This is a genomic window from Flammeovirga sp. SJP92, from assembly GCF_001583495.1.
Taxonomy (GTDB): domain Bacteria; phylum Bacteroidota; class Bacteroidia; order Cytophagales; family Flammeovirgaceae; genus Flammeovirga.
In genome coordinates this window covers 76507-90909 of sequence record NZ_LQAQ01000089.1, presented here as the reverse complement: position 1 = coordinate 90909, position 14403 = coordinate 76507, and the positions used below count along the sequence as shown (strand labels likewise).

At 34.0% G+C, this 14403-nt stretch carries 11 protein-coding genes; all 11 read left to right on the top strand.

From position 1 onward, the window contains the following. Positions 1-1050: DUF4097 family beta strand repeat-containing protein (locus tag AVL50_RS18915; RefSeq protein WP_216639071.1), on the top strand; the 1050-nt coding region annotated here is incomplete at its 5' end. A 311-nt stretch (positions 1051-1361) separates the two neighbouring features. Continuing rightward, positions 1362-2339, top strand: a complete 978-nt coding sequence (locus tag AVL50_RS18910; protein ID WP_062618050.1) for an outer membrane protein assembly factor BamD — start codon at positions 1362-1364, stop codon at positions 2337-2339. A 245-nt stretch (positions 2340-2584) separates the two neighbouring features. Continuing rightward, a complete protein-coding gene (locus AVL50_RS18905; protein WP_062618049.1) occupies positions 2585-4882 on the top strand; it encodes a peptidylprolyl isomerase in 2298 nt (765 codons plus the stop codon). Between the two features lie 147 nt (positions 4883-5029). Next, positions 5030-5719, top strand: a complete 690-nt coding sequence (locus AVL50_RS18900) for a response regulator transcription factor (protein ID WP_062618048.1) — start codon at positions 5030-5032, stop codon at positions 5717-5719. 140 nt (positions 5720-5859) lie between these two features. Then, complete coding sequence (locus AVL50_RS18895) at positions 5860-6927, top strand: cell wall metabolism sensor histidine kinase WalK (protein ID WP_062618047.1); 1068 nt, start codon at positions 5860-5862, stop codon at positions 6925-6927. Beyond that, complete coding sequence (locus AVL50_RS18890; protein WP_044209328.1) at positions 6908-7624, top strand: RluA family pseudouridine synthase; 717 nt, start codon at positions 6908-6910, stop codon at positions 7622-7624. Before AVL50_RS18895 ends, AVL50_RS18890 begins: the two co-directional genes overlap by 20 nt. Position 7625: 1 nt before the next feature. Beyond that, entirely contained in the window at positions 7626-8111 is a 486-nt protein-coding gene (locus AVL50_RS18885) for a PaaI family thioesterase (protein WP_062618046.1), read from the top strand. Between the two features lie 17 nt (positions 8112-8128). Beyond that, a complete protein-coding gene (locus AVL50_RS18880) occupies positions 8129-8770 on the top strand; it encodes an O-methyltransferase (protein ID WP_062618045.1) in 642 nt (213 codons plus the stop codon). A 245-nt stretch (positions 8771-9015) separates the two neighbouring features. Further along, the gene (locus tag AVL50_RS18875; RefSeq protein ID WP_082795918.1) at positions 9016-11001 is read left to right on the top strand and encodes a LysM peptidoglycan-binding domain-containing protein; all 1986 of its coding nucleotides are present in this window, start codon (positions 9016-9018) and stop codon (positions 10999-11001) included. 218 nt (positions 11002-11219) lie between these two features. After that, positions 11220-13184: a hypothetical protein gene (locus tag AVL50_RS18870; RefSeq protein ID WP_157491443.1), complete on the top strand. Its 1965-nt coding sequence runs from the start codon at positions 11220-11222 to the stop codon at positions 13182-13184. 238 nt (positions 13185-13422) lie between these two features. Further along, positions 13423-14265, top strand: a complete 843-nt coding sequence (locus tag AVL50_RS18865; protein ID WP_062618042.1) for a hypothetical protein — start codon at positions 13423-13425, stop codon at positions 14263-14265. The last annotated feature ends 138 nt before the right edge of the window (positions 14266-14403 follow it).

Here is a 14403-nt window from a genome sequence, read left to right as displayed (position 1 = left end):
AAATTATTATCAACTCTACAAAACCAGAGAGGAATCATGAAGACAAAAAACAATATAATATATAACACAATTTTCTTATTCTTTATTTTCACTTCAATTGGGTTTGCACAGCATCCTAATCTGCAAGAGAAAGTAACTAAAGAAACTTTTAGTAAAATTGACAAGACATCTCTTATCACCATAGAAAATAAGTTTGGGGATGTGATATTGGAAACTTCCACAGGTCAAGATGATGTAACAGTAAAGGTGACAGTACAAGCATGGCACACTTCAGAAAAGAAAGCGAAAGATTTGTTGGAGCAAATTAGAATTGTAAACCAATCTTCAGGTCGAAATGTACAATTTGAGACCATTGTACCAAGTAGTACTAATATCAACAGCAAGAAAGGATTTAAAATCATCTATCACATTTCAGCTCCACAAGACATTAACATTGACTTCCATAATAAGTATGGTTCCATCACCACTGAATCTATCAATGGAACTTCGGTACTTGATGTAGCTTATGGTTCATTGACTACAAAAGACCTAAATGGTCCTTCCAATAAAATTAGAATAAGCTATGGAAGTGGTGAAATTGATTTTATTGAAAAAGGAGAAGTAAGAAGCCGATACCTTGGAAAATTGAACATTGGTCAAGCCAACAAGCTAGAGATAGATGACAAATACGGTAACATTAATATCGGTACTGCTGGAGATATTTTTGGAGAAAGTGCTTATTCAAACTTTGAAGTAAATACATTAAGAAACTCACTTAATTATGAATCAGATTATGGAAGTATCAAAGTCAATGAAGTGGCCAGTTCATTTGAAGAGATCAATGCAGATGCCGCTTATGGTTCTATCAAAATAGGTTTTAGTCAAGACACTCCATTCCAATTCAGTGCAGAAACTCGTTATGGCAGCTTTAAAAACAATGCAGATGGAGTTGAAATCTACAAATCTATTGAACATAACACTTCATCTGAATACGAAGGTTATAGAATAAGTAAAGATTCTGGAAAGAAGATCTATGTGAAGTCTGCTTATGGCAGTATCAAATTCAACTAGAAAAAAATAATCGGTTATTTTTCCACACTAAGACCTCCTTTTTCGTAAAAAGGGGGTCTTTGTTTTAGCAATTACCTAATTGAGATGGGATACACCTGCAAAAAGCCAATGCGTTCTTTGCATTTTTTCGTGTACTTATTTTTGACTAGGTACTTATTCTGTTATTTTTACGCTAAATTTTAACTGGATACAAAAAAATATGAATTGTACCAAAATTTTAATCCTCCCTAAATCAATAGATTACAAACTTTTTAAAGACAAAGCCACGCTTTCCTTTTTATTTAAGGGTACACAAATCTAGTTTTGCAGTTATGTTAAGAAAGAAGATCATACTAGCTTGTGCAATTTTAGGTACTTTTTCCTTCTCTTGTTCTAAGTTTTCGAAGATATCAAAAAGTAGAGACATCAATGAAAAATATGATGCCGCTCTAAATTATTACGACAATAAAGACTTTTATAAAGCTTCGGTTTTATTTGAAGACATTATGGGTGCATTTGTTGGTGCAGCCGAATATGAAAAAATCCAATTTTATTACGCCTACAGTCAATATGAGCAGAAACAATATTTGATTGCTTCTCATCATTTCAAAAGTTTTTACGAAACCTACAACAGAAGTCCATTTGCTGAAGAAGCTTTATTTATGAATGGATATTCTTTGTATAAAGACACTCCTGATTACAACTTGGATCAGTCAGGTACTGAAACGGCAATTGAAGAATTACAAAACTTCATCAACAGATACCCTACTAGTCAATATGCAAGTCAATGTAATGATTTGATTGACGAACTCAGAGCTCGATTAGAGTTGAAAGCCTTTGAAATCTCTAAGCAGTATTCTCATTTACGTTATTATAAAGCAGCAGCTATTGCTTATGATAACTTCATGAAAGATTACCCTGACTCAGATTTCAAACCTGAAGTAATGTATAAGAAAATGGAAGCCGAATATGAATTGGCAAAAATCTCCGTTTTCGACAAACAACAGGAACGTTTTGAAGAATCATTGAAAACTTACAAAAAGTTTGGTGAAAGATATTCCAACTCTAGCAACTACACTGATGCTACAAAATTGAAATCTAGTGTAGACAAAGACTTGAAAAAGCATTTGCAGAAGAAAGCGGCTTGGGAAAAAGAAAAAGCCAGAATTGAGGCTGAAGCTGCCGCTGGTAAAATCACCAAGGAGGAAGCTGAGAAGCTAGAGGAACAAGGACCTAAAGAGTCAAAAAGAGAAAGAAGGAAAAGATCGAAGAATCTTGAACAAACGCAAGAAGCGGCCCGAGAAGATTAATAATTCGACACAGAAAGCCACCTGAGTGAATCAGGTGGCTTTTTTATTGACAAATAATTGTACAAAATACAATAGAGGTGATTTTAGTGTTACTTTTCGTTTGAATTTTTCATATAAAAAATACATATTGAGTGCTTGAGTTCAAAACAAACTTTCTCAAGTAGTATTTAATTGTACAAAACAGACAAATTACGTCGTTCTTCACATTCCTACTACTTTCATGTTGGAATTTTTTTAATCAAGTTATGCTAAAGTATACGCTAAATTTTTTCTTATTAATTACAACTTCTCAATTATTTTTCGGGTGTGCCAGTTCACCTTTTGGGAAGAAATCAGACTTAACCAAAGAAGAAAAAATCATCAGTATTGATGGAAACAACATTTCAAAAGAAAACTTCATATACCTCTACGAGAAAAATTACGTAAATGACAGTGCGTATTATTCTAAAGAAAGTATTGATAATTACCTTGATTTATTTATCAATTTTAAACTAAAAGTAGCAGAAGCTGTTACTTTGGGGTATGATACATTGCCTGATTTCAAATCAGAGTATAAAATGTATTTACATCAACTGGAAGAACCTTACCTTACAGAGTCGGTGTTCAATGACAGTTTGGTAAAACAAGCTTATGAAAGACAAAAAATTGAGGTCAACGCTTCTCATTTATTAATTAAAGTAGATGAAAATGCGTCTCCTGAAGACACACTTGCTGCATATAATAAAGTTTTAGACATTCAGAAGGAACTTCAAGAAGGAAAAGCCTTTGAGGAATTAGCACAACAATATTCCCAAGATCCTTCAGCACAAAGAAACAAGGGCAATTTAGGTTACTTCACTTCTCTGCAAATGGTTTATCCTTTTGAAGAAGCTGCTTTTAACACAGAAATCGATAGTGTTTCTGATATTATCAAAACACGCTTTGGCTACCATTTATTGAAGGTACATGACAAAAGAGAACGTTTTGGCAATCTTCAAGTACAACATATCATGATCAACAGTGGTCCAAGGGATACTGAAGAGCATAAGAAAGTAGCTAAACAAAAGGTTTTCAGCATTTATGACAGCCTACAAAACGGAGGTGACTGGAATGAACTGTGTACTAACTTCTCGGATGATAAAAGATCTTCTCAGAATGCAGGTATTTTACCTCCTGTAAGCGAAGTTCGTTTCCCTCCTCAGTTCTTAGAAGGTGTTAGCTCTTTAACTGAGGTAGGACAAATTTCTCAGCCAGTACAGACTGATTTCGGTTGGCATATCATCCGCTTGTTCAAGAAAGAGCCTGTTGCTCCTTATGAAACGATGTACCCCTCTTTGGTGACGAAAGTGAAAAGAGACAGCAGATCTCAGACGAGTAGAAAGGATTTCATCAAGAAATTGAAGAGAGACAACAACTACACTGTGATTGAAGAAAACAAAGCCCTAGCCTACTCTTTAGTTGACAGCACTTACTTGACAAACGAGTGGAAAAAATCAGAAGATATCAATGTGAAAACCTTAAAGAAGAAAGTATTTACATTAGACGATAAAGGCATCACTATTAATGATTTCTTAGAGTACCTAGTTGAACAAGAGAAAGAGACAAAAAATGATGATTTAGAAGAGGTACTAGACAGCCACTTCAAAAAATATTCTGAGATTGTTCTTTTAGAAGTTGAAAAGGAAAATCTACCAGAAAAATATCCAGAATATAAACACCTTGCTTTAGAATACCAAGATGGATTATTATTGTTCAGAGTAATGGAAGACTGTGTCTGGAATAAAGCAAGTCAAGATACAGATGCTTTAGAAGCGTATTATGATGCCAATAAGGATAACTACATGTGGGACACGAGAGCTGTAATGGAAATTTACAATACAGGCAGCAAACAATTGATGAATGAAACAATTGAAATGCTAGATTCTAATTACTACCAAGTATATCCTTCGGATGTTTCCGCTATTACATTCAAGAAAAACAGTTCTTATTTGTATAAAAACAGAATCAGTGATATCAAGAAAAGTGCTGAAGTATTGAAGCAAGATGCTTCCTTATTTGTATTACTGAATGTAGAAGTCAACAAAGGAGAATATAAATCGATGAAGAGTAAGAGACTTCAGAAAATCATTGACCAGTACGTTGCCAATGGTATTTCAAAAGATAGAATCAGATCTAACTTTGAAGACGGCGAAGTAGGTACTGTAGATGTAAAGTATTTCTCAACAAATACTGAAGATTTTGTGAAGCAAAAGAATAACAACAACAACCTTTCTATCTCTTATAAAGAAGGTACTTTTGTACAAAGCGAAATCCCTCACATAGATCATTTAAAATTAGAGAAAGGAAGATATACTTTTGAAGATAATAATAGATTCATAATTGTTGAAATTAAAGATGTTTTAGCTCCAAGTGTAAAATCATTGAATGAATGTAAGGGCAGTGTAATTGCCAATTATCAGGAATTTCTTGAAGAAAAATGGATTGATGAACTGCACCAAAAGCATAATGTAGTAATTGATTCCGTTCAGCTAAATTCACTTTATAAAAAAGAACAAAGCATATAACACTCATTCTTTGAATTTAATGTTAACATTAAGTAAATAGATTGCATGTATATCTATTCACATTAGCATATTTCTTTGAAGAATGAACTTTCACCTCTAAATTAGAGCTAAATTCAGATTATAAATTAACATCAATTTCAAATTAAAATGGCAGCAGATCTCGAAAGAAAAATTCTTGTGGTGGACGATGAGCCGGATATTGTAGAGATTTTAAGTTACAACTTACAAAAAGAAGGATATAACGTTAAGACCGCGAATGATGGAAAACAAGCGGTTGGTGTAGCCAAGGAGTTTCACCCTGAACTGATCATTTTAGATATCATGATGCCAGTGATGGACGGAGTGGAAGCGTGTAGACAAATCAAGGAGAACCCTGAATTGGCAGACGCTCACGTAATCTTCTTAACAGCCCGTGCTGAGGAGTATTCAGAAGTAGCTGCATTTGATGTTGGTGCTGATGATTATATCGTAAAGCCCGTAAAGCCAAGAGCACTGATGAAGAGAATTGAGTCTATTTTCAAAAGAAAGAATAAATCTTCTTCTAAGAAAAAAGACGTTATCAATATTGATAAATTCTCTATTGACAAATCAAGCTATACATTATACATCGATGGTGAAGCAAAGACACTTCCTAAGAAAGAGTTTGAACTGCTTTACTTCTTAGCAGAAAGCCCTAATAAAGTCTTCAATAGAGATGACTTATTGAGAAACATTTGGGGTACTGATGTGTATGTTTTAGCAAGAACAGTTGATGTTCATATCAGAAGAGTAAGAGAAAAAATTGGAGAAGGATACATCAAGACTGTCAAAGGTGTTGGTTACAAATTCGAAATCTAGAATGGTAGATTTTAATCTTAACTCCTATTCTAAATCAAACTTATAAATCAAAACCTCATTTCCTTTTTTAAGGTGATGAGGTTTTATTTCCTTGGAGAAAAAAACGGACTTAATTCCAGGAATATTATCCTAATAATTTTATGTTTTTCAACGCCAGATCAGTTTCATTATTACTTGCCTTATGTATTGGCGGTATTACGGGTGCCTTTCTTTCCATTACAACAGGCATTGAACACACCGGTATATTAGTGGGAATGCTCATTTCATTTTCATCTTCATTCCTTCTAACCTACTTTGTCTTGGAATTTATTTTCTTTAAAGAAGTTGGAAATATTCATAGACAGATCCATGAATTGAGAAACAAACAGATTTCATCTCCAGATACAATCAACTTAATCCAAAAAGAAAGAAACCCTATTTCAGGTATTAAGTCACAGATTAAGAATTATGCTGAGATGAAGGAAGAGGAAATTGCTCAATTGAAGCAAATGGAGGAATACAGAAAGGAATTCCTCGCCAACATTTCACATGAATTAAAAACGCCCATCTTTGCCACTCAAGGTTTTATCCTCACTCTACTAGATGGTGCCGTTGAAGACAAAAAAGTCAGAGACCGATTCCTTAAAAAAGCCGCAAAATCACTCAATTCTTTAAACATTCTAGTAGAAGATCTTTTGACTGTTTCCAAGATAGAAGCAGGAGAGATTTCTATGGAATTTGAAGAGTTTGATTTGCAGGTAATGATTGTTGATGTATTAGAACAAGTAGAGCAAAAAGCAGAAAAGAAAAATATTCTTGTTACTTTAGAGGCTCCAAATGATGATCCTATCTATGTTGATGCTGATTACAACCGTCTAAAACAGGTGGTAATCAACTTAGTTGTTAACGGAATTAAGTATAATAACAAAAATGGTTTTGTTAAAGTAATTTTGCAGGTCAATGAAGATACGGTTACTGTTCATGTCAAAGACAATGGCATTGGCATTCCAAAAGAAGACCAAAACAGACTCTTTGAAAGGTTCTACCGAGTTGAGAAAAGTAGAACGAAAAAACAAGGTGGGTCTGGTTTGGGCTTAGCAATCTGCAAGCACATTTTGGAAAGACATGACACAGTTATCACATTGGAAAGTGAAGAAGAAAAAGGTTCAACTTTTTCATTCGATTTAAAGTTATCCAAAGAAGTAGACAATGAAGATTCCGAATTTTAAGAAGTGGATCATTTTTGAAAATGACAATTATATTTTAGTCAATAAACCTCCTTATATATCATCACTAGAAGATAGAGATAAAACACTACCTACAGTATACCAAGAAGCCAAAAAATATGGTGGAGACACTCAGTTATGTCACCGTTTGGACAAAGAAACTTCGGGTGTGATGGCTATTGCCAAAAATCCTGAAGCTTACAGAAACCTTGCTATTCAATTTGAAAAAAGAGAAGTAGAGAAAATCTATCACGCAGTGGTTGATGGTGTAGAAAACTTTGAAGGAAACATGATTGACAGAAATATCCTTGTTTCTGGTAGAGGGAATGTAAGAATTGATATTGAAGGCAAACCTTCACAGACCATTGTTAAAACAGAGGAAATCTATAAATTTCATTCTTTAGTGGCTTGTAAACCACTAACAGGAAGAATGCACCAAATTCGTATTCACCTTGCGTATATTGGTTCCCCTATTATTTCTGACGAGGTATATGGTGGTGAAAAACCCTATTTATCTGTCATTAAAGGAAGAAAATTCAACTTAAAAAACAACACAGAAGAACAGCCTTTGATGTCTCGTGTAGCACTTCATGCTAGATCTTTAAAGTTTAAAGATGTGGATGGTACTGAAATCTCCATCGAGGCAGAGTATCCAAAAGATATGAGAGCTGTTATTACTCAACTTAGAAAATATAAATAATATGATTTCTCCTTATTTTCAAGATCACATGGAAGGCAATGTTTGTTTTGGATGTGGGAAGAAAAATGATGATGGTTTACATATCAAAGGGTATTGGGAAGGAGACGAAGCACACTGTATTTGGCAAGCTGAAGAAAAATACCATGGCTGGGCTAATCTTTTAAGTGGAGGTATTTTATCTACAATTATTGATTGTCACTGTATGGGTACTGCTATGGCTTACGCGTATAAATCAGAAGGTAGAACACTCGATTCAAAACCTTGGTATCGATATGCTACAGGTACAATGAACGTCAAATTTTTAAAGCCAACTCCTATTGCTGTTCCTGTAAAATTGATTGCTAGAGTAACAGAACAGAAAGGAAAAAAAGTGGTCATGAAATGCGAAGCTTGGTCGGGTGATACTTTGACGGCTGAAGCTGACGTGATTGCCATTAGAGTATACAACAGTGCAGAAGATCAGGGTGAAAATCCTTTTATTGATTAATCCATACCTTTATTTTAATGCTTAACATCACACATCCTGAAATTGACAAATACATTGAGGAGGTTTCAACAGACGAGAATCCTATTCTTAAAGAATTAGACAGGGCCACTCATCTACAGGAAAATATGCCACACATGGTTTCAGGGCACCCTCAAGGGTTGTTCCTGACTATGTTAGCTAAGAGCATGAATGCAAAAAATATACTTGAAATTGGCACTTTCACAGGATATGCCGCTATAGCTTTAGCACAAGGCATGTCTGAAAATGGTCAACTTCATACAATAGAAGTTGACGATGAAAAAGAAGGTATCATCCGTGAGTACATTGACAAAGCTCAACTTGATCATATCATAAAACTTCATATTGGTAAAGCATTGGAAATAATTCCCGAATTAAATACAACTTTTGATATTGTATTTATTGATGCTGATAAAATGAATAATGAGGCCTATTATGAACTTTGCTTGCCCCTCATTAGAGAAGGAGGTTTTCTATTGATTGACAATGTGTTATGGAAAGGGAAAGTTGTAGATCCATCTGCAAATGATAAAATGTCAAAGGCAATCAAAGCTTTCAACGAAAAAGTAGCATCAGATAATAGAGTACAAAGTTTCATTTTACCCCTAAGAGATGGTATTTTAATGGCTCAAAAATTGTAGATTTGTAAGAATATACTTATTTTTTAGTAAGAGTAATACAAAAAAATTATTTTTGCTCTAACGATTAAGTACAAGGACAGCAATAATTGGGAAGTTGAAATGAAAGTCTGCCCTCTTCTATTAGATTAAAAAAATATAAACTTAAAATATTTCTGACTATCTAATATGTAATAGGTTTTTATGATTTCCATTCGATGGACCAATTAAGTTTATCTTATAACTTAAGGTGTAATTAATACCTCATTATGAAGAAAATATACACAGTTGGTTTCCTTTTGAGCGTGGGTTCAATGTTAAGCTCGTTTAATGGAATTACTACTGAAATTAATACTAACAGTAACCCACAAAATACCATTTATCAATCTCCACTTCAGGAAGATAACCCTTACCCTATCATTACTAATGTTCACTCTAAAATAGTAAATGGTGAGGAAATTACTCTTGTAGACGCAAATGGTATCTCTGCTTTTATCGCTGGCAAAAATCAAAACTTGCTCTTGATTGCAACATCATTGAATATTGATGTAAAAAAGATATACAAATACAACGATATGGATGCATATGATGATCTGATGGAAGGTCATGTGTACTATCTAAAATCGAAGAAAGGTAAAGCTACTACAGCCACTCATACTACTATTGATGAGAAAAACCTATGGGAAGTTTCTCAGAAATATGGTATCAAGCTGAAAAGCTTAGCCAAGAAAAACAGAATGAAACCTGATGAACCTCTTGCTAGAGGTCGTGTTTTATTCTTACAAAAAACAAGACCTAAGTCTGTTCCTCCAAAGGTAATTGATATTCCTGAAGAGAAAAAAGAGGAAGTGAAAGCGGATTCATCACTCGTAGAAACAAAAGATGATCCTACAACGGTTATTTCAATTGTAGCAACTGACAGTGTTCCTACTTTAAATCCTAACTCTAAAACACATAAAGTACAAGATGGAGAGAGTGTTTTCACTATTTCAAGAATGTATAATGTGACAATGCTGGATCTTAAAAATTGGAATAACATTGGTGATGATCTTTCATTGGAAGAAGGGCAAGTTCTTATTGTAGGAAAAGAAGAAGAAAAAGCGGAAGAAGAAGTAGCTGCTGTAACAGTAGGTACAAATGTAGCTACAGAACAGCCCGCTATTGAAGAAAGTTCTTTTGAAATAATCCCTCCTGCACAGACCGCTACTCCAGAACAACAAGCAGCAAATAACCTTCCGATTACTGTAGGCGGTGCTATTACAGTTGGTGCTACTACAGTGGCCACTGAGCAACCTACAATGGAACAACCTTCCGTAGCTCAACCAATTGCTGAAGAACCTGCTGGACCTCAAACTTATGTTGTACAGCAAGGTGAATTCTATTACGGTATTGCTCGTAAATTTGGTGTTACACCTCAAAACCTTCAAGCGTGGAACAATAATAAATCACTAAAACCAGGTGATGAGATTTTTGTTTCTAACCCATCTGTTTCTTCAGGAACTGTCGCTTCAGGTGTTTATGCGGTAAGAGGAAACTCAAGTATTGATGCTGAAGGACCTTATACTGGCGAAATCATTACTCACCCTACTCAAAAAGGAGAAACAGTAAAATCAATTGCAGCAACATATGGTTTAACTGAAAACGATATTTATGCTCAAAACAAAGGAAGATTAAACCCTGGAGATCAACCAAAAAATGGTATGTTCCTTCAGATTCCAATTGATAAAGCAAAAGGTGCTCAAAGTTATAATCAAGTAGCGTCTGCTCAACCACAAGAGACAAATAACTATAATGTGGCAGCCGCTGAGAAACCATTGGAAGCTTCCAATGAGACAGTGATTACTACAACAGTTATTTCAAAGCCCGCTGCAACAGCAACACCTCCAGCTGCTAGTGAGTCCGTTGATACAAATGCTAGCACACACACTGTACAGAAAGGTGAAACGCTTTTTGCAATTTCTAGAAAATACAGTGTTTATCATAAAGATTTAATCAAGTGGAATAACTTGCCACAAAGCGGAGCTATCAATGAAGGGCAAACATTACGTCTTACAGCTCCAGAGAATGAATATGTTGCGGAAGCTACTCCTGCTTCTTCAAGCTCACCGGAAATCACTCAATATCATGTAGTAGAAAAAGGTGACACATTATTCTCAGTATCTAGAAAATATGGTGTTACAGTAAGTGCAATCAAAGATTTGAACGGAATGACATCAAACGAAATAAAGATTGGTCAGCGTTTACAAGTAAAGTAATAGACTAGACCTCTCACAAAAGCCTTGGTAATTGATTTTACCAAGGCTTTTTTGTTGACTCAAACTCTACGCTATTTCCCAAAGGGTATGAATTGACGAAAATGTGTAAACTCTTAATTTTTTTATACAAATCATTCCTTTCATAATCCGAGATCTTTGCAGGGTAATCAAATACAAATGTTTCTTTTATTTCAATCTTTATTAATAGAAAAACTGTTATGATAACCCTTTCAAAAAAACTTAGAAATCTACTTTTATTTCCTATCGTCAATGTGTTTATGATAGGTTGTGAACAGCCAATGGACCCTGTTATTGAGGATGTACAAAATACAAAGTCAATATTAAATGAACACCGTTGGTATCTCAACAATTTTGAAGTAGTAACAAAAAGTGATGATATAGCCCCTCCTATTTTATGGGGAGCACAATCTGATGTCTTAAATCAAGGTCATTATGATTTAGATGATATGGTTTACAACACAGACGATATGAGATCTACTATCCATGAATTTACTGTTGATAGAGATATTACAACAACAAATGAAGAATTAGATTTTCTTACAGATAGTATAGGTCGATATCTTATCATTAATTCCAATACCATTAGGATTACAAACTCGGCCATTAATTTAAATTATCAATACAAATACAACGAAGAATTAAAGCATTTCACTTTACATGTGGATGAAGATATAGCATCTTCTGTGATTCAAAGTGCTAATGATAAATTAATGAAATATGTAGCGAATGGTACTCCAGATAAAATTGCAGGATTAATAACAACACTTCTTTACCACAATGAAACGATTCAGAGAATCATCAACGATGCAATAGTAGGTTGGATTGCAGGAAAAGGTGAATTTATTGAGCATTTACCTCCTGAAGAGACGGCTGATAAGATTGCAGAAGAGCTGTTTAATTATCTTGAGTCATTAGGTTTGGAAGAAAAACTTTCTGAAGTAATTCAACAAGAACTTGATAAAATAACAGATATAGATGCTGAGGAAGTCACTCAAAAAATCAGTACTGAAATTGTGGAACTGATCCATGACGGATTAAGCAAGGATAATCTCTACAACCTAATTTATCCTTCACTAGATCAAATAGTTGCTTCACCAGAAGAAAGTTCTGAGAAAATAACAGGAGCAATTATGAGCATCATCGGAAAAATACTTTCGGAAGATAATATCAATGCAATTTCAACAAAAATATGGACTGAATTTACCACTTTAAATGAAGAGACTATTAACGATGTTTCTGATAAAATTACAGTATTGATTGAAGATAAATGGATCAATGAAGATAACTTCTATAGCCTTTTGTTTCCTATTATTGAAAAAATTGAAGATACTTCAATTTTAAAAATGGGTGAACTTGCAAAAGAAGCGACTGTAAAAATTGAGGAAATTATTAATGTGATTAATAATACTTTCGATGGCGTTAATTTAGAGCCAGACTATACATCAATGGAATCTACTTTAAAAACGGCTTTTATTGCTGCAAAACCAGTGATTTCATTAAATGGAGGAGCCGAAAAAACAACTCAGGAAATAAGCACCTTGATTAAAAATCAATTCCTAAATCACGACTTCATTCAGAAAACAATAGCAGGAGGAATTACTTCACTTCAAGAAATTGACCATGAAAAAGCAGTTCCGGTCATCAATAACTTAATAAATGCAGTTGGAGAGGTTGCCTCGCCTGTCGTTTACGATTTTATTTCATCAAAATTATTGATCATCATTGAAGATACAGATGCAGAATACTTGTCCTTCAAAATAGCCAAGACCATCAATGAAGCTATAACAGGAATCATTAATGATGAAAGTGTCTACCAATTCTTATACCCTGTTGTAGATAGTTTTGCAAATCTCAATACAAAATTGATCTCTGATAAAATTGCTAATATGGTCTTTGAACTGGACATCATCAAGGATAATATAAATCCTGAGAAAGTAAGTGATTTAATACAAGGAGTACTGATAAATATTCAAGAAACTGGTGTTGAGAACATTGTACAAGCTTTAATTACACAAATTGCTCAGGGTGATTTATTTAAAGAAATAATTACAGAAGATAGAGTTTCACTTATCATTTCATTGTACCTCTATAATGCGGCCTATCAAGACATGAAAGTAGCAAACAATTTTACTTCTGCGACCATCACACTAGAACACAAGTAGGAATATAAACAACCTTAACATAAATAATACACTCAAATTAATTGCCTCGATGAAACTCATCGGGGCTTTTTTATTTCAAAATCACTAAAAGCAAAAGTTTAAACTTGATCAAAATGTGTAAATCAATAAAGATTTCATACAACTCTTTCAAACGTCTAACGGTGATATTTGTATCATAATCAATCAAGGATAATTCCTTTTTTAACTTATTATAATCATTTCAAATATTGCTATAAAAATGAAAAAGTTTAATTACAAATTAGGTTCAAAAAATAATGTTAGATTAAAATCTACCCTAGCTATTATTTTATTTACATTATTTGGCACTCAATCTATTTTTGCACAAGATAAAAATGCAGATGAAGAAATTGCCAAAAAATTAGCTAACCCAGTGGCCAGCCTTATTAGTGCACCTTTCCAAAACAACATGGACTTTGGTATTGGTGAACATGATGGAGCAAGACATACTATGAATGTTCAGCCTGTAGTCCCAATAAAACTAAGTAAAGATATCAACCTTATCACTCGTATGGTTTTACCTGTAGTGCATCAAGATAATGTGACTGGATATGGAAATTCAGAATCAGGACTTGGTGATATGGTTTTAAGTGGATTCTTTAGTCCGGCGAAAACTAAAAACGGATTGATCTGGGGTATTGGTCCAGCATTTCTTGTTCCTTCAGCAACCAACAAAATGTTAGGTACAGGCAAATTTGGTTTAGGTCCAACATTCGTTGCTTTGAAACAACAAAATGCATTTACGTATGGTTTCTTAGTCAACCAAATTTGGAGTGTTGCTGGTGATGTGGCTAGAGCTGATGTGAATGAGTTCTATTTCCAACCATTTGCTACCTACAACTGGAAATCAGGTGCTGGTGCTTCGGCCATGATGGAATTAACACAAAACTGGATGGATAACTCTACTACAATATGGATTACACCTAGTATCAGTGGAGTAGCCTCATTAGGTAAACAAAAAGTACAATTATCAGCAGGTCCAAGATTTAATGTTGCTGCACCTGCCGCTCAGAAAGCTAAATATGGTTTTAGAGCATCGATAACGTTTATCTTCCCTGAATAGTAAATAATTTAATAACAAAGTTGCAATACACACACATCAAGTACCCTTCTTACAAGAGGGTACTTTCTTGTTTTTAAACCATTTCAACTTCAGTATAAATATTTAATTATCAATAAATTAAGATATAAAAATACTCAA

What these genes read in the sequence shown, in the direction of transcription:
- AVL50_RS18900 (WP_062618048.1), top strand. Translation starts at nt 5,030, where the DNA reads ATGGCAGCAGATCTCGAAAGAAAAATTCTTGTGGTGGACGATGAGCCG.
- AVL50_RS18890 (WP_044209328.1), top strand. Translation starts at nt 6,908, where the DNA reads ATGAAGATTCCGAATTTTAAGAAGTGGATCATTTTTGAAAATGACAAT.
- AVL50_RS18875 (WP_082795918.1), top strand. Translation starts at nt 9,016, where the DNA reads ATGAAGAAAATATACACAGTTGGTTTCCTTTTGAGCGTGGGTTCAATG.
- AVL50_RS18895 (WP_062618047.1), top strand. Translation starts at nt 5,860, where the DNA reads ATGTTTTTCAACGCCAGATCAGTTTCATTATTACTTGCCTTATGTATT.
- AVL50_RS18905 (WP_062618049.1), top strand. Translation starts at nt 2,585, where the DNA reads ATGCTAAAGTATACGCTAAATTTTTTCTTATTAATTACAACTTCTCAA.
- AVL50_RS18880 (WP_062618045.1), top strand. Translation starts at nt 8,129, where the DNA reads ATGCTTAACATCACACATCCTGAAATTGACAAATACATTGAGGAGGTT.
- AVL50_RS18885 (WP_062618046.1), top strand. Translation starts at nt 7,626, where the DNA reads ATGATTTCTCCTTATTTTCAAGATCACATGGAAGGCAATGTTTGTTTT.
- AVL50_RS18910 (WP_062618050.1), top strand. Translation starts at nt 1,362, where the DNA reads ATGTTAAGAAAGAAGATCATACTAGCTTGTGCAATTTTAGGTACTTTT.
- AVL50_RS18865 (WP_062618042.1), top strand. Translation starts at nt 13,423, where the DNA reads ATGAAAAAGTTTAATTACAAATTAGGTTCAAAAAATAATGTTAGATTA.
- AVL50_RS18870 (WP_157491443.1), top strand. Translation starts at nt 11,220, where the DNA reads ATGATAACCCTTTCAAAAAAACTTAGAAATCTACTTTTATTTCCTATC.